This is a genomic window from Idiomarina abyssalis (assembly GCF_019797805.1).
GTDB classification, from domain to species: Bacteria; Pseudomonadota; Gammaproteobacteria; order Enterobacterales; family Alteromonadaceae; genus Idiomarina; species Idiomarina abyssalis.
Genome location: NZ_CP081832.1, coordinates 2,071,585 through 2,096,830, shown reverse-complemented (window position 1 = coordinate 2,096,830; position 25,246 = coordinate 2,071,585). Strand labels below are relative to the sequence as shown.

Sequence of the window (25,246 nt, the reverse complement as noted above, 5' to 3'; positions counted from 1 at the left end):
GGTTACAACATGAATAAGCCAATGGCCACGGCTAAGCCCATTAACGGCACAACAACGGTCACGGCTGCAACTGCCCAGTAAGCAGCACTGTGTTTCTCGTTACAAATGGCGCGAATGGTGGTAACCACATAGCCATTGTGCGGCAGGGAATCCAGTGCACCGGAGGAGATTGAGACAATACGGTGCAATTGCTCCGGGTTAACGCCGGCAGCCATATAGTGCGGTCCTACTTCAGGTAAGGCGATTGCCTGACCCCCAGAAGCCGAACCGGTTAAACCCGCGATAACGCTTACAGCAACGGCCGCGCCGACTAATTCATTACCCGGCAAACTGGTCATAGCATTTACCGCTGTATCAAAGGCTGGAGTAATCTTGGCGATGCTGCCAAATCCAACCACTGCCGCGGTGTTGCCTATAGCCACCAAAGCGCCGGTTGTGGCTTCATGAATGGCGGTTTGTGGCTTATGAAAATGTTTGAAGTTAATGACCGCAATGGCAATAACACCGCCCAGCAAAGCAACAATTAAAGCGTTTTGCTGCAAGGTATCGTGAAAGGTAAAGGACAGCCCAAGCACAACCAGTAGTGGAATTAATCCACTTATAGGAGACGGCAGTTCTCGTTCTAAAAGTATTGGGTCGCCTTCACGTGCTTCAAATTGCTCGCCGTTTGCGACGGCACGGTTAATGATTTTTTTGAGCCACCAGTAACCGAAGGATGCCATTAACACTGCAACGACCAGGCTCACTTCCCAGGCGGCATAGGGCGAAGTACCTAAGTATTTAACCGGTATCCAGTTTTGAATTTCCGGTGAACCTGCCGAGGTCATGGTAAAAGTCACAGAGCCAAAGGCTAACGCAGCAGGAATAAAGCGACGAGGTAAGTTCGCGTCTTTAAACAAACTGAGCGCCATTGGGTAAACCGAGAACGCCACCACGAATACGCTGACACCACCGTAGGTTAAAATGGCACAGGCTAACACCACAGCAAGCACCGCCTGCTTACGGCCTAACTTGTTAATTATCCAACGCGCAACACTGTCAGCAGCACCGGTGTCTTCCATAAACTTACCGAACATCGAGCCCAGCAAGAACATAAAGAACCAGGCCGCCACAAAGCTGGCAAAGCCGTCCATATAGGCACTGACAAAGTTCACGTCACCCGTGAGTAATGGCACGCCGCTACATAAAGCCACGACCACGGCGCAAAGAGGGGCACTGATAAACAGGTTCATCCCTCTTAAAGTGAGTATGATGAGCAACACAAGGCCGCCGATCAGACCAATCATACTTAACATGAGTTACCTCGCAACGAAAAAGAAAACGGACCATGCTCTGAATCGCTGCATGGATGTATTGTGCGTGATAAAGGGATTTGCCCCTATAGTACTATGGTACAGATCACAATCTTAACAATTTGCGCTAGTTTAGTAAGCAACCATGACTCTGAACCGTTAAATAGCTGTAAACGGAAATAACAATTACAAACGACATTATCTGTCAGGGGAACAACAATGAAACAACCCAAATTTCAGAAATCACTGATTGCAGCGGCGGTAACCACTCTGCTTAGCAGTCCTATGGTTTTGGCTCAGCAAAATGAGAATGCCGAGGCTGAAGACGGCAAGCTTGAACGAATTGAAGTGACCGCGCGCCGGACAAACGAGAGTTTACAAGAAGTACCCGTTGCAGTTTCGGCTTTCGGTGAAGGTGAACTGGAACGAGATGGTATCGAGGATATCACCGAGTTGCAGTACAAAATGCCGAATACAACCTTCCAGGTCAGCCGCGGCACTAATTCAACATTAACGGCCTACATTCGGGGCGTTGGTCAGCAGGATCCGCTATGGGGGTTTGAGCCAGGCGTTGGTATCTATATTGACGACGTTTACGTTGCAAGACCTCAAGGGGCGGTTTTAGAAGTATTAGATGTTCAGCGTGTCGAAGTCCTTCGTGGTCCTCAGGGAACGTTATATGGTAAGAACACCATTGGCGGCGCGATGAAATATGTGACTCGCGAACTAACAGGTTATGACGAATTTGAAGTTAAAGGCACTGTTGGAACTTATAACCAGCGAGACTTAAAAGTATCGGGACAGACCGCTTTAGCCGACAACTTCTATGTTGGGGGAGCCTTTGCGACATTAAACCGGGATGGCTTCGGTGAGTTCGTTAACACGGGCGATGAAAACTACAACAAAGAATTAATGACGGGGCGCTTTAACGCCAAATGGCTCGTCAATAAAGACATTAACGTTAAATTTGCGGCTGACTGGACAAAAGACGACTCAAACGCACGTGGTGGTCACCGGGAACAAGAGTCTCTGTTGAGTGATGAACCTCGTTTAACCGATGTTTACGACGCTTATACAGCCATGCCTACCTGGAACGAAGTTGAGAACGAAGGTTACTCAATGACGGTTGACTGGGCAATTAATAACGACTGGATGTTTAAGTCGATTACCGCATACCGGGAAGGTTCCACAAACACGAATATCGACTTTGATTCCACAGTAAACCCTGTATTACTGGTGCCTGCGGTCTATGAAGATGAACAGACGACACAAGAATTTCAGTTCATGTATCGTGATGACCGTTTAGATTTCGTGGGTGGTTTGTACTTTTATGAAGGTGAAGCCTGTGGTGAGTTCGGGACTGTCTTAGGTTTACTGGGACTTTCTATCGATACCGGCGGTTGTGTTGATACGTCAAGCGAGGCGTTGTTTGGTCAGGCAACTTATCAGCTGGATGATCAATGGTCAGTGACTTTGGGCGGGCGTTATACACGTGATGATAAGAGTGCCGATGTATTTCGATACACTTATGCTGGCATCAAATTCCTGGACCGCGGCGATTACTCGGCGGACCCTATTGTAATTAATTCAGACTTTACGACTCAGGCTGACTGGAGCAAGTTCAGTCCTCACGCAAGTGTCAGTTATCAAGTCGACCCTGCAGTTATGCTTTATGCAAGCTATAGCAATGGTTTCAAGTCGGGCGGTGTCGATATGCGAGCGGACGTGTCGTTGAACCCTGACGCTTCAAACCCTTATGACCCAGAAACGGTTGATACCGTTGAATTTGGTGTGAAGAGCGAAATGCTTGACGGACGTATGCGTTTAAATGCTGCCGCTTTCTTCTCTGATTACCAGGATATGCAGGTCACTGTGCAACGGGCTATCGAAGGCGGAGGTGTTGCCTCTCAAGTTCTGAACGCAGCCGATTCAACCGTTCAAGGGTTTGAGATTGAGTCCACTTTTGCGGCTACTCCAACATTAAACTTCAACGGCTCACTCGGGTATATCGATGCGGAATTCGATTCAGTAGCGTTCTTTAATCCGGAAACGCAACAAGTTGAAGACGTGTCTGATTTGTGGTCTTTCCAGAATACACCGAAAGTGACTGCCAACCTTGGTTTCACAAAAGAGTTTGCACTTGAAAGTGGCTCTTTGGTTTGGTCAACGAATGTCTCTTATCGCGATGACACACAGATTTTTGAAGTCCCATCACCATTAGATGAAGAGGCTTATAGTCTGACTAATACCAGTGTTGTTTGGTACTCAAACTCAAGTCAGTGGACGGTCGGTTTGCATGCCAAGAACGTATTTGATGAGGAATATCGCGTATCGGGCTACAACTTTGGCTCAACCTTTGGCGAAAATATTGTGACTGGCTACTACGGTGATCCGCGGACCGTATCTTTGTCTGTCGGTTATCGTTTTTAACCCCCCGGCCGGCGTTGCTGCATAAAGCGGTAACGCTGGCTTTTTTCTTTTAAGTCGCTAGCATGGTCATTAACTCACAGTTGAATTCAGCAGGAACTATGGCCAGAGCAATTATTGCTGATGATCATCCGCTTTTTCGGGCGGCAATGAAGCAGGCATTAAGTGATAGTTTAGATAGCGACATTATTGAAGCTTCAAGTTTTTCTCAGTTAGAACAGCAGTTAAAGCAGTTTCCTCAAATTGAACTGGTGTTTCTTGATCTCTCAATGCCGGGTAATCGGGGCTTAACCGGACTGTCTGTTTTACGCAGCCAATTTCCGGATATTCTGGTCGTTATTGTTTCTGCAAATGAAGACACTCGTGTTATACGCCAGGCAATGGCGCTGGGTGCCAGTGGCTATATTCCAAAATCTGTTCCTTTACCCGAATGGCAGACGGCTGTAACAACAGTGTTGTCGGGCGATAACTGGCTACCGGAGTCGATGTTAAGCATGAATTTAGCAGAGCCTGACGAAGAGATGAGTGAATTTGCTAATAAGCTTGAGCAGCTAACACCGCAGCAATTTAAGGTTTTACAGTGCATTGCCGACGGTTTACTGAACAAGCAAATAGCCTATGAACTGGGCGTGCAGGAAACCACGATTAAACAACACGCTTCCGCAATTTTGCGCAAATTAAACTGTGTAAACCGCACCCAGGCCGGCATTATGTTCCGAGAAATGCTAGACACGTCGGATACGCTTGAGTAAACGCTTTAAAGCCCCACTTTTTAGAGGTTTTGGAATAAAGTAAGCGTTGGCTTCTAACGCTTGCTCTCTGAGTTGTTCATCGGGGTCAGCTGAATTGATAATCGCCGGGGTATCAGCACTCCAGGCTTTTCGCATAGCCCAAACAAGTTCAATTCCGGTATGACCGTCGTCGAGATGATAATCGGCCAGAATCAGTTCACAGGGTGGTTGCATTTTAGCTTGTTTGATATCGGCCGCCGTGAAGGTTTGTGCGCCCCAGTCAGTTAGAAGACCCGCGGTAGCAACCAGAACCTGTGGGTCATTATCAATAACCAGTACCTTCATACCCTGTAATAACTTCTCATCAACGGAATAGTTTTGAATAACCATAGGTTGAGCTTCTTTCTCCCATCCTACAACAGGCAGGGTTAGGCTAAAAGCTGTGCCTTGTCCGGGCGTTGAAGACAGGCTTAACTCAATTTTCAACAGCCGGCACATACGTTCAACGATAGAAAGACCAAGCCCAAGTCCCGGGTTGTCGCCACTGGATTGCAGCTGATGAAACTCGCGGAATATCTCTTGTTGTTTATGCTCAGGAATGCCCGCGCCTGTATCAACAATGCAGATGGTAAGTTTATCTTTGCGACGGCGAAAGCCCAACACAATACGGCCTTGCTCGGTATAACGTAAGGCGTTAGACAGCAGGTTCTGCACAATGCGGGTCAGTAGTTTTCTATCCGTTTTTACCAAGCCAGAGCTTTTGTGGTAGTTCAGTTGCAGTTGCTTTTCTTTCGCCATCATTTGATAACGTTCAACGAGAGGTTGTAGCGCCTGATCAATAGAAAAGCACTGGTAGTCGGGTTGCAGGTTTCCTGCATCCAGTTTAGTCATATCGAGCAGCATGGTAAGCAACTCTTCGGCGTGTTCTAAAGACCGTTGAATATTTGAGGCTAGTGGCAGGTAGTCCTGTGGTAGTCGAGACTGCAGCATTTCACAAAACAAGCTGGCGGCATTAAAAGGCTGCATTAAGTCGTGGCTTACCGCTGCAAAAAATCGGGACTTACTTTCATGAGCTCTTTCTTCCGCCTGTTTGGCGGATAATAACTGCTGTGTTCGCTCGTCAACGCGTTGCTCTAGCTCCTGATTAACTTTTTGTAGCTGTTTTTGGGCTTCGATACGCTCAGTAATATCACTGTAGGTTGTAACAAAGCCTCCGCCCGGCATTGGGTTTCCCTGAAGCTCTATTGTTAATGAGCCCTGCTGGCGCTGGTAACGATAGGCACTACCAGCACGTAAGTAACTCAGACGTTTTTGAATTTCACTTTCGACGTCTCCGTTTTCGGAGGTACTTAGCAGACCGCGACTGGCGTTGTAACGCAGCAGTTCTTCAACAGGCATTCCTGAGCGGACTAATCCGTCCGGGTAAGCAAATATCTCCAGATAACGACGGTTCCAGGCTACCAGTCTCAGTTTTTGGTCGACCACACTAATGCCCTGCGGAATATTTTCGACGGAAGCCTGTAAAAGCTCCCGGTTAAACTGATAAAGACGTGACGCTTCTGTTGCCCAGTCAACCACCCGGGAAACCGGGAATTCCTGCTGTTCCGAAACGGTATCCAGCAGAAGCCGGCTGGCTGAGGTGCCTATTACCGCTGACAACTCGCGCTCGATACGAACCAGCATAGGAGCCGGAACCATCGCCTGGCCTTCCGGGGTTAACAGATCCATTCTCAGCCGCTGTTGAATAGCCGCTAGCTGCTGGTCATCGTAAAACCGGGATAAAAGTGAGCGCAACCGGGCCCAGGTGAGACTTGGCTGTTGTGTATAACTGTCACTGTTATCAATATGGGGCAGTTCCGTCTGAACATTTCTGCTAATTACCGAGAATAACCAAAAGCAGGCCAGGTTGGCTCCCAGGCTAATGAGTACGCCATTGGCGATATCAATATCGGTAACCAGAGGTTGACGGCCGATGGAAGGAATGAGTAAAAGTACCAGCCAGAGAATCGTACCGACAGCGAGTCCGGCCAGTACGCCGGTTTGAGTCGCATTTCGCCACACAACCGTCGCTAAAATCGCGGGAGCCAACTGAGCCAGTAAGGCCAGTGAGAGTAACCCGGAGTTTACCAATGGCATCGACTCAATGGTGGCCTGATAGTACAGGTAGGCCATAAACATGACCACGACCATTGTCATGCGCCGAATGGACAAAATTCGCTTGGGCGTAAAGCTAAACTGCCTGAGTTTTTGCCGGGTCATGCGCAACCAGACGGGCATAACCACGTCGTTTGAGACCATGATGCTCAACGCCAGTAACGCAATAATGACCATACTGGTCGCTGCTGACAAACCGCCAATAAAGGCAATAAGGGTAATATCCGGCCTGTCCATCATAAGCGGAATGGCAAGCAGAAAGGTATCCTGACCGGCGTGTTCCGGTGCAAGGTGTAATGCGCTTAATGCCAGCGGCAGTATGAAAAAGTTAATAGCGAACAGGTATAGCGGAAAAGCCCAGCGTGCTGTTTTTAATTCATCGGGATGGGTATTTTCCACATAGCCCACGTGAAACTGCCGTGGCAGACAAAACATGGATAGCCCGCCTAACAGCATATGTACCGCAAACACATAGCCGCCATGCTCACGCCCGGCCAGAACCTCCTGAGTGTGCGCAGACTGAAAACTGGTCTGGAAAAGGTCGGCTAAACCGTCGAACACGGTATAACTGGCAAATAACCCCACAATGATAAAAGCACCAAGCTTTACTAAAGACTCGAAAGCAATGGCATCCATTAAACCGGAGTGCTGTTCGGCCAAACTAAGGCGGCGTGTACCAAAAAGGAACCCGAATCCAATCATGGTTAAAGCTACCAGGAAGGAAAGGTCGAATAGCCACGAGGGGTTATTATCAAACCCAGTGACAGCCGCAAAACTTGATGTGACCGCACGTAATTGCAGTGATATGTAAGGCACAACGGCGATAAAGGCGGTAATGGCGACAATTCCGGCTAATAAAGGCGACTTGCCGTAGCGGGTGCCGATGAGATCGGCAATGGACGTAATATTCTGATGTTTACAATAATTGAGTAGCTTAAGTTGTAAGCCATGAAGCACGATAAAAACAACAATTGCACCGGCGTAAGTTGGCGCAAAGGCCCAGCCATAGTAGGCAGACTGAGTAATGGTTCCGAAAAACGCCCATGACGTGCAGTGCACACCCTGAGCCAGGGAGTAGCGATAAGGCTTTACCCGGTTGGACGCTGCCCGGTCACCGCGATAAGCAATGCTGAATAGAATGGTTAAGTAAGCAATTGCTGCAAAAACGGTGACTTCGATGCTTAGCATGGTTAATGGTGATCCTGTTGATCACGGAAAACAGTCAGCGACCAGTTAAACTTAATTGCCCCTAAGCGAATCAGCAGCGTTGATGTCATACCAGCAGCTAATGCAATCAAAGGTTGGTAAGGAACCAGCAGAACATAAACCGTAGCCCCTGCGATGCAAGTCGTTGCGTACAACTCACTTTTTAAAACCATGGGAATGTCACGGGCAAGAACGTCACGGAGCATGCCACCAAAACAGGCCGATATGGTTCCCATAATAATAGCGATAAAAGGTGAAAAGCCCGCTGATAAGGTTTTCTCCGCGCCCATTGTTGCAAAAAAGGCAAGTCCAATGGCATCGGCAACCATTAATGTTGTCATGGGAATATAGGCTTTAAAGCGCAGCCAGACTATAGTGAGTAACGCCGCAATAATAATGGTGTAAAGGTAGTTGGGATCGTAAGTCCAGAAAACCGGTAAACCCAGTATAAGATCGCGAGTCGTTCCGCCGCCAATAGCCGTTGCTGATGCTAAAACCAGTACGCCAAAACCATCCATTTTCTTACGAAACGCTAATAACGTACCAGCTATCGCAAAAACCGCGACACCAGCATGATCTGTCCAGTAAAATATCAATTCCATGAGTAATCAGAAAGTAGCAATGGTATAACTTAGTTTGTCATTAACCTTTATTGATTCCCAGCACAAATTGAGTGGCTATTTGCTATTCATAATTTTATCATGGCACCAACGTCAGAAAGGCTGTTGGGCTAAGGATTAGCGAGAATGAGTGCAACTCAGTACACGACAAAACACGCGGTTGACGAACTCGTTGACAGTTATCAACGAGTTCCCATGTTAGTTATTGCAACGCACCCGGATAGATCACGGATAGGCGAACGTGCCGCATTAATTGATTTGCACAATGAGGGCAATGATTATTTAAGCCGGGTAAAACCCGAATTCGCTAAAAATGGCAATGCCGGTAGAGCCTTGCTTGATGAATTTATTAGTCGTTCACCCATTATTTTTCAAAGTGAACCCGATGGGCGCATAAAGCTTCGGGCACATAGCACCAAAACGACGGTAACCGTTGTTGGCCGGGGCGTTCAGGACGAGTATGTGCTGCACGAAAGAGAGCTGGATAATGGCGTGGTTATTGGTTTAAACCATAGAATCGTTTTATTGTTGAAGCTTCTGCCGCTGCATGACTCTGCGGTTGATGATAACGATGTACTTTTTGGTATCAGTTCCGATATTCGGGCTATCAGACAACGTGTAGAGCAACTGGCCAGTATGAGCCTGCCGGTTATGATTAGAGGTGCGGCCGGAGTAGGAAAACAGCAGGCGGCTTATGCCATTCATCAGGCCAGTGAAAGGCGCGACAAGCCGTTCATCAGCGTGAACCTCGCTGCAATTCATGACGCAGTCGCCGAAGCTGAACTGTTTGGGAGCGAACGCGACGGAAACCGTCAGCTTGGCTATTTTGAGCAAGCAAACGGTGGAACTATTGTACTTGAAGATATCGAAGACGCTTCGGTGAATGTGCATCGCTTATTGCACACTGTTCTGCAAAGTGGCTCAGTTGTCCCTGTCGGCACCGAGGATACGCAGCCTATCAACTGTCGTATTATGCTTACCAGCCATAAAGACCCTGGCGACATTGAAGAAAACTCGACGTTATCGATGCTCATTGAAAAGCTATCCGCTTATCAGTTGTTTATTCCGCCTTTAACGGAAAGGCGTGAAGACATTGGCTTGTTGTTCGATTATTTTGTTCGGGAACAATGGCAAAAGCTTTATGGTAACCGCGCGTACGATGCGAAAATTTCCGGTGAACTAATGAGCCAGCTAATGACATTTCATTGGCCTGGCAATGTGCGGCAGTTGCGAAATGTTGCTCGACAGGTGGTTATTGATAGCCGCGATCAGGAGCAATTGCATTTGGATCCGCAACTACTCTCTATGCTTAGGCCCACCTCGGTAAATGGTCATTGGGAAGAAGAAACACATGTTCAGCGGCGACCAAACAGTGTGAGCCGCAACGAGTTATTAGAAACGCTGGAAAGTTGTCGCTTTGAGCTGCAGGCTACAGCGAAAAAACTCGGTATTTCCCGAGCGTCTGTTTATCAGTTAATTCAACGTTTTGAAGGTGTGCGAACCGCACAGGATTTATCCGAAGAAGAGATTAAGCAAAGCTACGAGAAAAACCGTTCTGACACCGAAAAAATGATGTGGGATTTACAAGTATCACAAATTGGTTTGAGGCGCAGGCTGAAAAGTTTGGGATATGATATTTGATAATACTGAGCGGCGTTAAACTTTCTGATAGTATAACGGGTTTAGATAAATTGAATTGTATTTTGCAATAGCTGTCCCCATATCGTGAGATGGTTGTTCAAAAATTAATAATAAATTTAAATTAACTGAGGGAATTTTATGGACTTTTTTATTAGCTCAGCTTACGCGCAAGACGCAGGTGGCCAAAGTGGCGGTGGCATGGAATTAATTTTCATGCTGGTAATGTTTGCTTTGATTTTCTACTTCATGATTTACCGTCCGCAAGCTAAGCGTGTTAAGCAGCATAAAGAATTGATGGGTGCATTGAGCAAGGGTGATGAAGTACTTACTCAAGGCGGTTTAGTCGGTAAAATTACCAAAGTAAGCGACGATAAAGACTTTCTTGTTATTGCTTTGACTGACGAGCTAGAAGTAACCATCCAGAAAGGTTCTGTGACTTCCGTTCTTCCTAAAGGAACAATGAAGTCTCTCTAATCTCTGACATTAGAAACAGGGGCACGACGTGTTAAATAAATACCCGTTGTGGAAAAACCTGCTGGTTATTTTTATCGTTTTAGTGGCAGCGCTTTATGCGCTGCCAAATATTTACGGTGAAGACCCGGCAGTTCAAGTTTCCGCAAACCGAAATGCGACCATTGATACCAGCACTATGGATCGCGTAAAAAGCAGTCTGGAAAACGTTGGCATACAAGCAAAAAGTATCGCACTGGAAGAAGAGCAGCTACTGGTCCGCTTAAACTCCGACGATGAGCAGCTAAAAGCCCGGGAAACTATCCTGGACAGCTTAGGTGATAATTACATTGTTGCTTTGAACTTAGCGCCCGCAACACCTGAGTGGCTGAAAAGTGTTGGTGCTCAGCCGATGAAGCTTGGGCTTGATTTGCGCGGCGGTGTGCACTTCTTAATGGAAATCGACATGGACGAAGCTGTCCGCAAAATTGTCGATGGTATGAAAGACACAATCCGCACAGAGTTGCGTGAAGAGCGTATTCGTTACAGTGCCGTTAGAGTTGACGACACTACGGTAGAAGTTGAGCTGCGTACTGACGAAGCCTATGCCGAGGCCGCAAGCTACTTAGACGGCAGGTATCAGGGCTATAACCTGGTAGAAGACGAAGAAAACCGACTGCTGCAGTTGCAGATGAGTGATCAGAAGCTTGCGGAAACTCGAGATTACGCGGTGTCGCAAAACATCACCATTATGCGTAACCGGGTGAATGAGCTGGGTGTTGCAGAGCCAGTTATTCAACGTCAGGGCTCTAACCGCATTGTTGTTGAGCTTCCCGGGGTGCAGGATACTGCCCGGGCGAAAGAAATTTTAGGGGCTACAGCAACGCTGGAGTTCCGTATGGTTGATACAGAAAATGACGTGCGTGACGCCATCAATGGCCGAGTGCCTTTCGGAAGCGAGTTGTTGCCAATGCGTGACGGTCCAACTCAGCTACTGAAAGAAGAAGTTATTGTAACGGGCGACCATATCGTAAATGCCGATGTCGGTTATGACGAGTACAACCGTCCGCAAGTTAACATTACGCTGGATGGTGCCGGCGGTGATAAAATGTCGCTGGCAACCAAAGACAATATCGGGAAACCAATGGCAACGGTTTTTATCGAATATAAAGCCACCGATGAGCGTGATGAAGAAGGTAACCTGCAGTTCACCAAAAACGCAGAAGTTATCAATGTAGCGACCATCCAGTCACGTTTACCCAGTAGCTTCCGCATAACAGGTGTTGGTGCTCAAGAAGCGAAGAGCCTTACATTGCTGCTTCGCGCCGGTGCGCTGATAGCACCCATACAGATTGTTGAAGAACGCACCGTAGGACCAAGCCTGGGACAGCAAAACATTGATTCAGGTACACAGGCCATTTTCTGGGGTTTTGTTTTAGTACTGGCCTTTATGGTTGTGTACTACAAAAAGTTTGGTTTGGTGGCAAACACAGCTTTGGCAGCTAACCTGATTCTTATTATCGGTGTTATGTCGATGATACCCGGCGCAACACTGACCTTGCCAGGTATGGCCGGTATTGTATTGACCGTCGGTATGGCCGTTGACGCCAATGTGCTTATTTTTGAGCGTATACGCGAAGAAATTAAAGCTAAGCGGAGTCCGCAACAGGCCATTCATCATGGTTACGACAGCGCTTTGTCGACCATTGCCGATGCTAACGTCACAACGTTAATTGCGGCGCTTATATTGTTCGCTATTGGTAACGGTCCTATTAAAGGCTTTGCCATCACTCTTGCTATCGGGATTATCACATCCATGTTTACTGCGATAGTCGGAACCCGAGCCATTGTTAACTCAGTTTGGGGCGGCAAAAAGCTGTCTAAACTGCCTATCTAGGGGGAGCCATGCAAGAGATTATAAAGACAAATGAACGACTTCCCTTCATGCGGTTCCGCGGAATTATGGGCATTATCAGTATTATACTGGTGGTGGCTTCCATAGCTTCTTTATCGGTTAATAAGCTCAATTTTGGGCTTGATTTTACCGGCGGAACATTACTTGAGGTGGGGTTTGAAAAACCAGCAGATTTAAGCCGGGTGAGAAGTGCGTTAGACAATAAGGGCTTCGGTGATGCCGTGGTGCAGAACTACGGCACCCAGGAAGATATCCTTATTCGTCTGGAGCCGCGTGAAGGCGTGAAAGCCGAGCAGCTCGGCACCGATATTCTTGACTCTTTGCGCGGTGAATTTGAGCAAACCGTTGAGATGCGCCGTATAGAGTTTGTGGGCCCCAATGTTGGTGATGAGTTCATCGAACAGGGTGGGCTGGCCATGTTAACCGCTCTTATTTGTATTTTGCTCTACATTGCGATGCGGTTTGAATGGCGTCTGGCAGTAGGTGCTGTCGCAGCATTGGCGCATGACGTTATTCTGACGCTGGGCTTGTTTTCAATACTGGGGCTTGAGTTTGACCTGACGGTATTGGCGGCATTACTTGCGGTTATCGGTTACTCCATTAACGATACCGTTGTTGTCTGTGACCGAATTCGGGAGACTTTCCGTAAATACGCTAAACTGACTCCTATACAGACGGTCAACCGCGCACTAACGGACACACTGAGCCGGACATTGGTTACCTCGTTAACAACCATATTGGTGTTGTTAACCTTGTTCTTCCTTGGTGGACCGTTAATTCACGGGTTTGCTACGGCTTTATTATTTGGTGTGGTTATTGGTACTTATTCATCCATTTATATCGCCAGCACAGTGGCTCTGGCCTTTGGCGTAAGCCGTGACGACTTAATGCCGACGGAAGTGGAAAAAGAAGGCGCGGATCAGGATCCTTTGCCTTAATATAGGTATAACTGTTTAACTTGAACGGAGTGCATTTGACATGTTGGCTGTAGTTTCACCTGCAAAAAACCTGGATTATGAAAGCAACTTGCCGAGCCTCGATGTAACTCAGCCACGATTGCTGGATAACGCCGAAGAGTTGGTGAAGGTGTGCCGGCAGTTGAGCCCTCAGCAATTGGGTTCGTTAATGAAAATTAGCGACAAACTGGCCGGGCTTAATGCCGCGCGGTTTGAGCAATGGCAACGGCCTTTTAATGAAGAAAATGCACGTCCGGCAATGTTCGCGTTTAACGGTGATGTCTATACTGGATTAGATGCTGCCAGTTTGAATTCGGAAGCCATTAATACGGCACAGCAACAGCTGCGAATTCTTTCTGGCCTTTATGGTGTCTTGCGTCCGTTGGACCTTATGCAGCCTTATCGGCTGGAGATGGGAACTAAATTGGACAATCCAAAGGGTAAAAACCTATATGAATACTGGGGCGATACCATTACTGAGCTGCTGAATGACGACTTGGCCAGGCTGGGGAGCTCGACGTTAGTGAACCTGGCGTCAAATGAGTACTTTTCTGCCGTTAAGCCAAAAGCGCTTAATGCGGATATTATCACGCCGGTATTTAAAGACGAGAAAAACGGCCAGTATAAAGTTATCAGCTTTTATGCGAAGAAGGCGCGGGGGCTTATGGCGCGATTCATCGTGAACCAAAAGCCAAAATCTGTGTCTGATCTTAAAGAGTTTGATGCAAGTGGTTATCGCTTTAATGAAGCAATGTCGAGCGATAAGCAATTGGTTTTTTGTCGTGCTGAGCAAAAATAAAGGAGCGCACAATGAGTGACGATCAGGTTGAAACATCACCGGCAACTGAAGAAGCCAGTCGTAAAACGACTTGGGTTGTCGTTAGCTTAATTGTGTTGGCAGTTATCGCCGCTATTGTATGGTGGTGGTTACCCGCTTCTGAGGACAAAAAACCACAAACTGAGACGGTCGAGGTGGATCAGCAGCAGTCTAGTGAAGTCGAAGTTGAAAGCTATGACGAAGAAACTGCAGAGCCGGAACCAGAGCTGGAGTTAGAGCCAATTCCAGCTGAGCCGGAAGCGGCTCCTGAACCTCAGGAACCGGAGCCTGAACCCATAGCTTTGCCTGAACTTGATGAAAGCACACCAACTGTGTTGCAAAACCTTGATTCAGCGGAAATCAATATTCGTCCATTAAAAAGCTCGCAGCTTATTCGCGATGCTGTTGTGCTAATGGATAACATCAGTAACGGCAGTATTGTTCGCGAGCGTACTATTGTACAACGCCCAGATGGGCGCTTTAAGGTATTGGAAGTTGATGGCGAGCTTTATATCGATGAAAGCAGTTATCACCGCTACGATGCCTTAGTTGACTGGTTTGTTAGCCTGGAAGCGGATGTCTTAGTTGAAAACTACGAGCTATTTAAACCCTTAGTGCAGGAAGCTTACGCAGAAATAGGGTATCCGGAATCTGACTTTGACAGTACTTTACTGGAAGCTATCGAAGTTGCTCTTGATACACCGGTGCCGGATGGACTGGTTCAAGTAAAAGACGATAGCGTAATGTATACCTTTGCGGACGATAGCTATGAGTCATTACCTGCGGCGCAAAAGCAGTTATTACGTATGGGGCCAGATAACATTCAGCGTGTAAAAGATAAATTACGCGAAATAAGAAGAGCGTTGCAGTAAATTTATGACTGATAAAAATACCATTCCGGAATTCGTTAAAGGCGAGTTCCCTGTTACCCATAATCGATTTCTGCGCTGGGTTGGCCGACTCGGCATGAGGGTTCTTGGTGGCTGGAAAATTAATGGTGAAATGCCGAGTGTGAAAAAAGCTATTCTTCCTGTGGCACCACATACCTCAAACTGGGATTTTCCAGTCGGTGCATGCGTTATGTTAGCTATGGGTTTGAAACTGAATTACCTTGCCAAGCATAGCTTGTTCCGTTTTCCGCTCAAAGGACTGCTGACAAAACTGGGTGGCATTCCTATAGACAGAAGTAGCGCCAACGGCGTGGTCGGCAATATGGTAAAGCAGTTCAGAGAAAAAGATGAACTGATTCTGGTCATAACGCCGGAAGGCACCCGGAAACGCGTGCATGAATGGAAAAAAGGGTTTTTACACATGGCACAGCAAGCAAAAGTGCCTGTTGTCCCCATAGCGTTTGACTATGCACGTAAAGCGATTGATATTGGCCCGGCACTAATGATTGGTGACGAAATTGAGAAAGAACTGGAGCGAGTGAAGTCCTATTTCGAACATGCTCAAGGTAAGCGGGGAGAGGCGTGTTGAAGCTTCCTTTGCGGCTTTGTCTACTGCTGTTAATACTGCCGGTTTTTCATTCGGCGGTAGCGGCAGACTTCTGGCGCAGTGAATGGATGGTACCTGAGTCTGCTGAAGGCAAAAAACTAATAATTCGCCCAATAGAAGCATCGGATGCTGATCGCTTCTTCCACAGTTACATGACATCGCAAAAGTGGCTGTATAACCGTCTTGGGTGGGCCTGGCCTTCGGAAAAAAGCAGTTTGGAACAAAATGAAACTATGGTGAGCTACCACCTGGAGCAAGCCAAAGAAAGAACAAGCTTTACCTACTTAGTACTTGATAAAGAAGACAAGTCCATAATTGGCGCCGTTTACATGGTACCCGTTGCCGCCAGCAGAGAAGAGAAAAGCGGTATTCCCCGCAATGCTTATAACGCTGAAATTAGCTGGTGGTTATTAGAGTCAGCGGTGAATGACAATTTGCACAATGACTTTTTTGTTTTGTTAACAAATTGGCTGGAGGCAAGCTGGCCCTGGCGGCAAGTGTTGTTCCCGGTATCGCAAAGCAACGATACAGCCTTACAGCTATTAGAAAGTAGTAACGCGCGTTCGCTCGGGCGTGACTTAGATGCAGAAGAAAAGTATTTCTCCTACGCAATATCACGCAAATAATCCCGCATTGTGCTATCATCGCGCGCAATTAACGAACGGTTAATAAGGAAAACTCATGCAGGTAATTGAAGGCGGAATTAACGCAGCTGGTAAAAAGTTTGCCATTATTGTCTCCCGGTTTAACCATTTTATGGTGGAAAGCCTGTTAGACGGTGCTGTGCAGACGCTGAAACACTACGGTGAAGTAGCCGATGAAGACATCACGGTTGTGCGTGTTCCCGGTGCTTATGAAATGCCGGTAACGGCTAAGCGCCTGGCCAGCTCAGGTAAATACGATGCGATTATTGCCGTTGGTGCTGTTATTCGTGGCGGAACACCTCATTTTGAGTTTGTTGCAGGTGAATGTAATAGCGGGTTAGGCCGGGTTGCAACGGAATTTGATTTGCCAGTGGCGTTTGGTGTTATCACCACCGATACGCTGGAACAAGCCATTGAACGCAGTGGTTCTAAAGCCGGCAATAAAGGCTCGGAAGCCGCACTAAGCGCGCTTGAAATGGTTAATGTACTGAAACAACTCTGAGACACATTAGATGAAACCCGCAGCAAGAAGAAAGGCCCGTAAGCTGGCCGTGCAAGCAATTTACTCATGGCAGTTATCGCAAAATAGCTTTAGCGATATTGAGGCTCAATTTTTAACAGAAAACGATACCAGCAAAGTTGATGTCGACTACTTTTTAGAGTTGGTTCGTGGTGTTGGCGGGCATTACCGGACACTGGACGATGCGCTGGAACCGTTTTTAGACAGACCCATTAAAGAACTCGACCCAATTGAAATGGCCGTTCTGAGACTGGCTGCCTACGAGTTGCGCGAGCGAGTGGATGTACCTTATAAAGTCGCGATTAATGAAGCGATAGAGTTGGCTAAATCTTTCGGTGCCGACGAAAGCCATCGTTTTGTAAACGGCGTTCTCGATAAAGCAGTAGATACTTTCCGCCCAACCAGGCAGTAACTTATGCCCCGCGATGAATTTTCGCTAATCAATGAATACTTTACTCATCGCTCCGCAAAACGGGGCGATGTTGCTATGGGGATTGGAGATGACGGCGCTGTTGTCCGTCCACTGCCCGAGCATGACCTGGTCATTGTTACTGACACTCTGGTAGAAGGCGTGCATTTTGATAAAACCACGCCGCCAAGAGCAATTGGTCATAAAAGTGTGGCTGTTAACCTAAGTGACTTAGCGGCAATGGGTGCCCAACCTTGTTGGGTGAGCCTGGCTTTAACCCTGCCAAACGTTGATGAAGACTGGCTGCAGGAGTTTAGTGGCGGGTTGGATGAAATTTGCAGTTACTACGACTGTCAGTTGATTGGTGGCGATACAACCAAAGGGCCACTCACTATTACCGTAACCGCGCATGGTCAGCTGCCTTCAGGAAGCGCAATACCGCGCTCCGGAGCTAAAGCAGGAGACTGGATTTACGTTAGCGGTTCTCTGGGCGATGCAGGCTTAGGCCTTAAGGTAACTCAGGACAAAGTCAGCACGACAGGACGGCACTTACAGCAAGTGATTGAGCGATTGCATTTTCCTACGCCCAGAGTGGCTTTGGGGCAAACGTTACGTGGCATAGCCAGCTCCTGTATTGATGTTTCCGACGGCTTACTTGCAGATTTGGGTCATCTAATGACTGAAGCCGGAACTGTCGGTCAACTCGAATTAGATAAACTGCCCTTGTCTTTAGCCCTAACCGAAACATTAAAAGTGGATGAAGCATTAGCTTTGGCACTAACAGCAGGCGACGATTACGAGCTTTGCTTTACCTTGCCAGAAGAGCATCGCGGACGTATGGAAACCCTGACAGCCCACCTTAAAACACGGCCAGTTTGTATTGGCAGGGTCGCTAATGGCGGACAAGGGGGCATTCAATTGCGTTATCAGGGCGAAGAATGGTCTCTGGCCGATGGTTACCACAGTTTTAATCATTTTGCGGAAAATGATCTTTCCGGGGAAAAGGGCTAGAGGGTTATGTACTAATGTCAAAGACATCGCTTTCATGGTTTAACCCAATACATTGGCTGGCTCTGGGGTTTGGTTCGGGTCTGGCGCCCAAAGCTCCCGGTACTTTTGGTACTCTTGTTGGTATCCCTGTTGTTTTCTTAATGGCTCAGCTTAACTGGTGGGAGTATCTGCTCGTGCTAGTGATTATGACGCTTGCGGGTATCTGGATCTGCCAGTATACGGCTAAGGCTATGGGAGAGCACGATCACCCTGCTATTGTCTGGGATGAAATAGTTGGCTACGCCATAGCCATGTTCGCGCTGCCGGTGGAACCTTTCTGGCTGATTGCTGCTTTTGTCCTATTTCGTATTTTTGATATCTGGAAACCCGGTCCAATAGGCTGGGCTGACAGAAAGCTGCACGGTGGTAACGGCATCATGATGGATGATGTCCTCGCCGGTATTTTCTCTGCTGCGTTACTGCACCTTGGATGGTGGGTATCGGGTTTACTCAGCTAAATAAACCCGACACTCTAACCGTCTGTTCTAACCTTTTTTCAGGAAGTTACTCACCTGGCTTTGGATGCCTTTCGCGTCAAGTCCAATTTCCTCACGAACCTCGCTTTGAGAGCCATGTTTAATGAACTCATCGGGCAAACCAATATTGAGAACCTGAGGACGGGCTTTGTGCTTAGCCACGTATTCACTGACTGCGCTGCCTGCACCGCCCGCTACAACGTTTTCTTCCACCGTAACCAGTACTGAGTGGTCTTTCATTAATTCGTCCACACAGTTGGTGTCCAGCGGTTTTACGAAACGCATGTCAATGACGGTAGCATTAAATGCTGAAGCGGCTTCTTCTACTTCGGGCAACAGGGTGCCAAAGCTTAAGAATGCGACGTCCTGTCCTTTTTTAACGGTTACCGCTTTACCAATTTCTATAGCCTTACCCTGACGTAACTCCAGACCAACGCCTGCACCACGAGGGTATCGTACGGCAGCTGGACCTTTATGCTGGTAGCCTGTGGTTAGCATATCCAGACATTCTTGTTCATTACTGGGCGCCATAACCAACATGTTTGGAATACAGCGCAGGTAGCTTAAATCGAAAGCGCCCTGGTGGGTCGGTCCGTCGGCACCGACAATGCCGGCACGATCTATGGCGAACAACACGTCTAAGTTCTGCAAAGCCACGTCATGAATTAATTGGTCGTAACCGCGTTGCAAAAAGGTAGAGTAAATGGCAACAACAGGCTTCATTCCGGCAATGGCTAAACCTGCGGCGTAGGTCACGCTGTGTTGCTCAGCAATAGCCACGTCAAAATACTGTTTTGGGAAGCGCTGCGAAAACTCAACCATACCTGAGCCTTCACGCATTGCCGGAGTTACTGCCATTAGCGACGGGTCGCCACTTGCGGTATCACACAGCCATTGTCCAAAAATTTCAGAGTAGCTGGGAACGCCTGCCGCTTTTTTCGGCAAGCTGGATTCCGCGGGGTCAAACTTAGGAACGCCGTGATAACCAATGGGGTCTTTCTCGGCCGGTTTATAACCTTTTCCTTTTTGCGTCACTATGTGCAGTAATTGCGGACCTTTTAAATCGCGCATGTTGGACAAGGTTTCCACCAGGGTGTCGACATCATGGCCGTCGATAGGACCTATGTAGTTGAAGCCCAGCTCTTCAAAAATAGTACCCGGTGCCATCATGCCTTTCATGTGCTCTTCAGCGCGGCTGGCAAAATGACGAATATGCGGCAGAGGACTGAGTAACTTTTTACTGCCTTCGCGTAATGAAGTATAAAAACGACCGGATAACAGACGGGCGAAGTGATGGTTCAAAGCACCGACGTTTTCAGAAATGGACATATCGTTGTCGTTTAACACCACCAGCATGTCGGGTTTTATGTCACCAGCATGGTTCATTGCCTCGAACGCCATGCCTGCGGTCATGGCTCCGTCACCAATAATAGACACCACTTTCTGGCGTAAACTTTGGCGTTGCGCTGCCACGGCCAGGCCTAAAGCAGCAGATATCGACGTGCTTGAGTGCCCCACCGATAAGACATCGTATTCGCTTTCTTCCCGCCACGGAAAAGGGTGTAACCCGTCTTTCTGGCGAATGCTGTGCAACTGCTGTTTACGCCCGGTCAGTATTTTATGCGGATAAGCCTGATGGCCAACATCCCACACCAGCTTGTCTTCAGGAGTGTGGTAGATGTAGTGCAGGGCGACTGTTAACTCAACCGTACCTAAACCGGAGGCAAGGTGGCCACTGCTCTGACTGACCGATGTCAGCAAAAACTGACGAATTTCAGCGCACAAGTCAGGTAATTGCGAGCGTGACAGGCGACGCAAGTCGGCGGGTAAATTAATTTTATCGAGTAACGGATATTGTTGAGTCATTCAGTTAGTGGTCCCGCTTTAACAGCAAGTCGGAAAATTGTTCGAGTTTGTCGGTATTGTAAGGGATATCGCTTAATGACTGTAGCGCTTTGTTATGTAAGTTTTGTAAGCGTCGTTGAGCGCCTTCAATACCTAACAAACGCACGTATGTGGATTTTTCAGACGCGGCATCTGAACCCTGAGGTTTACCCAGTGCTTCAGTGTTACCTACAACATCGAGAATATCATCCTGTACTTGAAATGCCAGCCCCAAATAACGCGCAAATTGTTCGAATTTTTCTTGCCACTTTTGGGCGTCGCTGCTACCACATAAAACGCCCATGCTGGCTGCTGCTGTTATTAATGCGCCGGTTTTACTTAAATGCATTTGCTCCAGTGCACTTTCGGTAAGGTTCTTTGCCGTTGCCTGTAAATCAATTGCCTGACCGGCACACATGCCCCGGGCACCGCTGGCTTTCGCCAATACATGAACGAGTTGCAGTTGGCGCTCTGCCGGTATGTCCTGCATGTTGCTTTCGGTCAGTATTTCAAAGGCCAGAGTTTGCAGTGCGTCACCTGCGAGAATAGCCGTAGCTTCATCGTACGCAATATGGCAAGTCGGTTGTCCGCGACGTAAATCGTCATCGTCCATGGCCGGTAAGTCGTCATGAATTAATGAATAAGCGTGAATTAATTCAATAGCAGCTGCTGCACGCAAGGCATCGTCCTGGTTAGCGCCGCAGATATCGGCAACAGTCATTACCAGATAGGGGCGAATACGCTTTCCACCCAGTAAAACACCATGCTGCATTGCCTGACTCAAACGCTTATTTAACGTCAGGGGCTCGAGCTTCTGCTGTAAAAATGTGTCGACTTGCTTTCTTGTATCTGCTGTTAACGAATTAATCGTCACATCAGTTCTCCATCACTTTCATCATTGCCTGATTGTTGTTGCTCGGCTAACAGGGTTGTGACTTTTTGTTCAGCCTGCTGCAATTGTTGCTGGCTGGAGCGTGACAGCGCAATGGCCTGCTCAAACTTTTTCAGCGACTGCTCTAAGGGTAAATCGCCTTGCTCCAGTTCATTAACCAGTTGCTCTAACTGTTCAAGAGCCTGTTCAAAGGATTGCTGCTTCTGTTCTTCTGCCATAGCTAAGTCTGCCTTAAAATCTGTTTTGAGCCGCATTGCTACAAGAATGAAAGTTAATTATCCGATAAAGAATCCCGAATGTCAGCCGATGATCTCATTATTCCTGTGTAAGATGATCAGATGTCGCTTGTCAGAGCGGCGCTATTGTTTAAGAATGAGCACAGCAGCATAAGCGAAAACGCAAATCGGGGAGGAAAGCTGAGTGGATATAGCAACGCTCATAGGAATTATCGGCGCCATCGGCTTTGTTGTGGTCGCCATGATTCTGGGTGGGGATATAAGTCTTTTTATCGATGCGCGTTCGTTTTTTATCGTATTCGGTGGCTCATTATTTATAACCTTAGCTAATTTCTCGTTAAGCCAGTTTTTAGGGACGGGAAAAGTCGTCGTTAAGGCCTTTTTCTTTAAAATTGAACACCCACAAGAGCTTATCGACACTGCCGTTGAAATGGCTGACTCTGCGCGAAAAGGCGGTTTCCTGGCATTGGAAGAGGCGGAAATTCCGAATAAGTTCTTTCGTAAAGGCGTCGACATGCTGGTTGATGGTCATGACGCCGAAGTGGTTCGCCAAACCTTGTCAAAAGACATAAAAATGAGTTTTTCTCGTCACGAGGAAGGTGCTCGCGTATTTAAAATACTCAGTGATGTCGCCCCGGCAATGGGTATGATAGGTACCTTGATTGGTTTGGTCGCTATGCTTTCCAATATGGACGACCCTAAAGCCATAGGTCCGGCTATGGCCGTTGCCTTGTTAACCACGCTTTATGGTGCGTTTCTGGCGAACGTTATTGCTATTCCTATTGCCAATAAACTGTTGCTGCGCGCAGAACAGGAAAAATTGAATCAACAATTGATACTGGATGCCATTTTAGGTATTCAGGACGGTCAAAACCCTCGTGTCATTGAAGGTATTTTGCGTAATTACCTGGCTGAATCTAAGCGTATTGGTAATGAGGATGAGGACGAGTAGTCATGGCCTCAGAGAAAGTCAGAGACGAAGAAGAAGAAGACTGCAACTGCCCGCCAGCGGGCTTACCTATGTGGATGGCAACCTTTGCCGATCTCATGACTTTGCTCATGTGCTTCTTCGTGCTCTTGCTGGCTTTCTCCGAGATGGATGTATTAAAGTTTAAGCAAATTGCCGGCTCTATGAAGTACGCCTTAGGTGTACAGAATAAAATTGAAGTTAAAGACATTCCTAAAGGTACCAGTGTCATTGCACAGGAATTCCGGCCCGGCCGTCCAGAGCCGACCCCCATTGAAACCATTCAGCAGCAAACCGTTGAAATGACCCAGCAAATGCTGGAATTTCAGGAAGGCGAGTCTGACTTTGCCGGGGGGCAACAAACCGAACGTGGTGGTCAGGAAGCTGACAGCGCAGAAGATCAAAAAGAAGCTGAATCTGAAAACACCGAAGCCATGACTCAGGTGTCTAAAGAGCTTATGCGCCGCATTGAACAACAGCTAGAGAATGAAATTAAAGCCGGAACCATAGAGCTGGAACAGCATGGTCAGCAAATCATTATTCGTATTCGCGAGCAGGGCTCATTCCCTGAAGGTTCTGCGTTCTTGCAGCCGCAGTTCCGGCCTATCATTCAGCAGGTTGCCGAGGCATTAAAAGATATTCCCGGCGAAATTACCATTTCCGGGCACAGTGATAATGAACGTCTGGTTTCAGAAATCTACTCGTCGCGTTGGGATCTCTCCAGCAAACGCGCGGTGGCCGTTGCTGAAGAAATGCTGAAAGTTGAAGACTTTAGTGAGGACCGCTTGGTTGTCATGGGCTTCTCCGACACTAAACCATTAGTACCAAACAATTCTGAAGAAAATCGTAAGCGCAATCGCCGGGTTGAAATTTCGGTTATGCAGGGTAAGGCGGCAGAATCTGACCCGGTTGATGTTATTGACTGAGTGCTGGTTTCTGTCGGGCAGGACACGTATAATTGCCCACTTTCCTAAAGACTTGACGATTTTGCTATGAAGTTTGTTGTTCGCCTGCACGCCGAAATTACCATTAAAAGCCGCTCTGTACGCAAGCGTTACGGTAAAGTACTTACCAATAACCTGCGTAAAATTCTGGCGCCAATCGATGACTCGGTTTACGCAAAGTGGCTGTGGGACCGAATTGAGGTTTCAGCCGATGGCGATGATTCTGAAGTACGTAATCAAATCAAAGAAGTCTTACAGAATACGCCGGGCATTTCCTGGTTTGCAGAGGTTATCGAGCAGCCATTAACCGACTTTGATGCCATTGCGGAATTAGTGGGCGAACACTGGCTACGGCGCCTGCCGGGTAAAACCTTTGCTATGCGTGTTAAGCGCAAGGGGCATCACGAGTTTAACTCGCAGCAGCTGGAGCGTTACATTGGTGGCTATTTGCTGCAACGCGTTCCCGATGCATCCGTTAACCTTTCTAAACCCGACCTTGAAATTGCACTGCAAATTACGAATAAGGTCGTGCACCTGGTTGGAGAACGTATTAACGGTTTAGGTGGCTTTCCAATTCCTACTCAGGAAACTGTATTGTCCTTGCTTAGCGGCGGTTTTGATTCAGGCGTTGCAACCTATGAGTTTATCCGGCGCGGTGCGCGAACGCACTTCTGCTTCTTTAATTTAGGCGGCGATGCTCATGAAGTGGCTGTGCGTCAAATAGCCTATTACCTCTGGAAGCGTTACAGCGCTTCGCATCCCATTAAGTTCATCAGCGTTGATTTTGCGCCCATTGTTGATGACATTCTTACCAATGTGGAAAACGGGCAAATGGGCGTGGTATTGAAGCGTCAAATGCTACGTGCTGCCGATAAAGTTGCGCGCTATGTCAAAGCTCAGGCTTTGGTCACCGGCGAGGCGATGGGGCAAGTTTCCAGTCAAACTCTGGCTAATTTGCGGGTTATTGACCAGGCAACGGATGCGTTAGTTTTACGGCCTCTTATTACCAAGGACAAACAAGAAATTGTTGATGAAGCCAAGCGTATTGGCACCGAGCCTTTGGCAAAATCGATTCCCGAATACTGTGGGGTTATTTCAAATAAGCCAACGGTTAAAGCTATTCCTGCGGTTATCGAAGCCGAAGAAGCAAAGCTTAATAAAGATTTACTCGATCAAGTGGTGCAGGCGTCAAACGTACTCAGCATGCAGGATATAGCAACTCAAACTGATAAAGAACTGGAGCTGCCGGATACAACCACGGAACTCAAAAGTCATACCACCATCATAGATATTCGAAATGATGAAGAAATTGAAGCTGCGCCTTTGTCGGTAGATGTAGAGGTTATTGAGATACCATTTTTTAAATTAGCCACTCAATTTGCTGAATTGGATCAAAGTCGTGAATACCTGTTGTATTGTGATCAGGGCATTATGAGCCGGATGCAGGCTTTGTTATTGCACGAAAATGGCTATAGCAACGTATCGGTTTATAAGCCTTAATTTAATAGAGAAGTAAAT

At 47.5% G+C, this 25,246-nt stretch carries 23 protein-coding genes; 17 read left to right on the top strand and 6 right to left on the bottom strand.

What is annotated here, in order from left to right:
- Positions 1-2 precede the first annotated feature (2 nt).
- Complete coding sequence (locus tag K5X84_RS10145) at positions 3-1,295, bottom strand: GntP family permease (protein WP_222235767.1); 1,293 nt, start codon at positions 1,293-1,295, stop codon at positions 3-5.
- A 216-nt stretch (positions 1,296-1,511) separates the two neighbouring features.
- Between K5X84_RS10145 and K5X84_RS10140 the strand changes: the two genes are divergently transcribed.
- Both K5X84_RS10140 and K5X84_RS10135 read left to right on the top strand, forming a co-directional pair.
- The gene (locus tag K5X84_RS10140; protein ID WP_222235766.1) at positions 1,512-3,722 is read left to right on the top strand and encodes a TonB-dependent receptor; all 2,211 of its coding nucleotides are present in this window, start codon (positions 1,512-1,514) and stop codon (positions 3,720-3,722) included.
- A gap of 98 nt (positions 3,723-3,820) precedes the next feature.
- Positions 3,821-4,471: a response regulator transcription factor gene (locus K5X84_RS10135; RefSeq protein WP_222235765.1), complete on the top strand. Its 651-nt coding sequence runs from the start codon at positions 3,821-3,823 to the stop codon at positions 4,469-4,471.
- On the opposite strand, the gene K5X84_RS10130 is transcribed toward K5X84_RS10135, so the two are convergent.
- Together K5X84_RS10130 and K5X84_RS10125 are read right to left on the bottom strand one after the other, a co-directional pair.
- Positions 4,445-7,792, bottom strand: coding sequence for a PAS domain-containing hybrid sensor histidine kinase/response regulator (locus K5X84_RS10130; protein WP_222235764.1), 3,348 nt, complete (start codon positions 7,790-7,792; stop codon positions 4,445-4,447). The genes K5X84_RS10135 and K5X84_RS10130 overlap by 27 nt on opposite strands.
- Before the next feature lie 2 nt (positions 7,793-7,794).
- Entirely contained in the window at positions 7,795-8,412 is a 618-nt protein-coding gene (locus tag K5X84_RS10125; protein ID WP_054489461.1) for a trimeric intracellular cation channel family protein, read from the bottom strand.
- A gap of 144 nt (positions 8,413-8,556) precedes the next feature.
- Between K5X84_RS10125 and K5X84_RS10120 the strand changes: the two genes are divergently transcribed.
- The 12 genes from K5X84_RS10120 (at position 8,557) to K5X84_RS10065 (ending at position 18,787) form a co-directional block, all read left to right on the top strand.
- Positions 8,557-10,071: a sigma-54-dependent transcriptional regulator gene (locus K5X84_RS10120; RefSeq protein WP_222235763.1), complete on the top strand. Its 1,515-nt coding sequence runs from the start codon at positions 8,557-8,559 to the stop codon at positions 10,069-10,071.
- Between the two features lie 138 nt (positions 10,072-10,209).
- Positions 10,210-10,545, top strand: a complete 336-nt coding sequence (gene yajC, locus K5X84_RS10115) for a preprotein translocase subunit YajC (protein ID WP_054489456.1) — start codon at positions 10,210-10,212, stop codon at positions 10,543-10,545.
- 28 nt (positions 10,546-10,573) lie between these two features.
- A complete protein-coding gene (gene secD / locus K5X84_RS10110) occupies positions 10,574-12,418 on the top strand; it encodes a protein translocase subunit SecD (RefSeq protein ID WP_222235762.1) in 1,845 nt (614 codons plus the stop codon).
- A gap of 8 nt (positions 12,419-12,426) precedes the next feature.
- The gene (gene secF, locus K5X84_RS10105) at positions 12,427-13,374 is read left to right on the top strand and encodes a protein translocase subunit SecF (protein ID WP_222235761.1); all 948 of its coding nucleotides are present in this window, start codon (positions 12,427-12,429) and stop codon (positions 13,372-13,374) included.
- Positions 13,375-13,414: 40 nt separating this feature from the next.
- Positions 13,415-14,191, top strand: a complete 777-nt coding sequence (gene yaaA, locus K5X84_RS10100; protein ID WP_222235760.1) for a peroxide stress protein YaaA — start codon at positions 13,415-13,417, stop codon at positions 14,189-14,191.
- An 11-nt stretch (positions 14,192-14,202) separates the two neighbouring features.
- The gene (locus K5X84_RS10095) at positions 14,203-15,081 is read left to right on the top strand and encodes a DUF3014 domain-containing protein (RefSeq protein WP_222235759.1); all 879 of its coding nucleotides are present in this window, start codon (positions 14,203-14,205) and stop codon (positions 15,079-15,081) included.
- 4 nt (positions 15,082-15,085) lie between these two features.
- Complete coding sequence (locus tag K5X84_RS10090; RefSeq protein ID WP_199494353.1) at positions 15,086-15,688, top strand: lysophospholipid acyltransferase family protein; 603 nt, start codon at positions 15,086-15,088, stop codon at positions 15,686-15,688.
- Entirely contained in the window at positions 15,682-16,332 is a 651-nt protein-coding gene (locus K5X84_RS10085; protein WP_224798084.1) for a GNAT family N-acetyltransferase, read from the top strand. The genes K5X84_RS10090 and K5X84_RS10085 overlap by 7 nt, the downstream gene beginning before the upstream one ends.
- A gap of 55 nt (positions 16,333-16,387) precedes the next feature.
- The gene (gene ribH / locus K5X84_RS10080; protein WP_054489444.1) at positions 16,388-16,852 is read left to right on the top strand and encodes a 6,7-dimethyl-8-ribityllumazine synthase; all 465 of its coding nucleotides are present in this window, start codon (positions 16,388-16,390) and stop codon (positions 16,850-16,852) included.
- A 10-nt stretch (positions 16,853-16,862) separates the two neighbouring features.
- Positions 16,863-17,282, top strand: coding sequence for a transcription antitermination factor NusB (gene nusB, locus K5X84_RS10075; protein WP_222235758.1), 420 nt, complete (start codon positions 16,863-16,865; stop codon positions 17,280-17,282).
- A gap of 3 nt (positions 17,283-17,285) precedes the next feature.
- Entirely contained in the window at positions 17,286-18,290 is a 1,005-nt protein-coding gene (gene thiL, locus K5X84_RS10070) for a thiamine-phosphate kinase (protein WP_222235757.1), read from the top strand.
- A 14-nt stretch (positions 18,291-18,304) separates the two neighbouring features.
- A complete protein-coding gene (locus tag K5X84_RS10065; RefSeq protein WP_222235756.1) occupies positions 18,305-18,787 on the top strand; it encodes a phosphatidylglycerophosphatase A family protein in 483 nt (160 codons plus the stop codon).
- 27 nt (positions 18,788-18,814) lie between these two features.
- Here K5X84_RS10065 and dxs read toward each other — a convergent pair whose 3' ends face one another.
- The 3 genes from dxs to K5X84_RS10050 are packed head-to-tail and all read right to left on the bottom strand — an operon-like array spanning position 18,815 to position 21,799.
- A complete protein-coding gene (gene dxs, locus K5X84_RS10060; RefSeq protein WP_222235755.1) occupies positions 18,815-20,671 on the bottom strand; it encodes a 1-deoxy-D-xylulose-5-phosphate synthase in 1,857 nt (618 codons plus the stop codon).
- 4 nt (positions 20,672-20,675) lie between these two features.
- On the bottom strand, positions 20,676-21,563 hold the full coding sequence (locus tag K5X84_RS10055; protein ID WP_222235754.1) for a polyprenyl synthetase family protein: 888 nt from the start codon (positions 21,561-21,563) through the stop codon (positions 20,676-20,678).
- On the bottom strand, positions 21,560-21,799 hold the full coding sequence (locus tag K5X84_RS10050; protein ID WP_054489432.1) for an exodeoxyribonuclease VII small subunit: 240 nt from the start codon (positions 21,797-21,799) through the stop codon (positions 21,560-21,562). The genes K5X84_RS10055 and K5X84_RS10050 overlap by 4 nt, the downstream gene beginning before the upstream one ends.
- Positions 21,800-22,001: 202 nt before the next feature.
- Between K5X84_RS10050 and pomA the strand changes: the two genes are divergently transcribed.
- The 3 genes from pomA (at position 22,002) to thiI (ending at position 25,228) form a co-directional block, all read left to right on the top strand.
- Positions 22,002-22,769, top strand: a complete 768-nt coding sequence (gene pomA / locus K5X84_RS10045) for a flagellar motor protein PomA (protein WP_222235753.1) — start codon at positions 22,002-22,004, stop codon at positions 22,767-22,769.
- Positions 22,770-22,771: 2 nt separating this feature from the next.
- Entirely contained in the window at positions 22,772-23,710 is a 939-nt protein-coding gene (locus K5X84_RS10040; protein WP_222235752.1) for a flagellar motor protein MotB, read from the top strand.
- A gap of 66 nt (positions 23,711-23,776) precedes the next feature.
- Entirely contained in the window at positions 23,777-25,228 is a 1,452-nt protein-coding gene (gene thiI, locus K5X84_RS10035) for a tRNA uracil 4-sulfurtransferase ThiI (RefSeq protein WP_222235751.1), read from the top strand.
- The last annotated feature ends 18 nt before the right edge of the window (positions 25,229-25,246 follow it).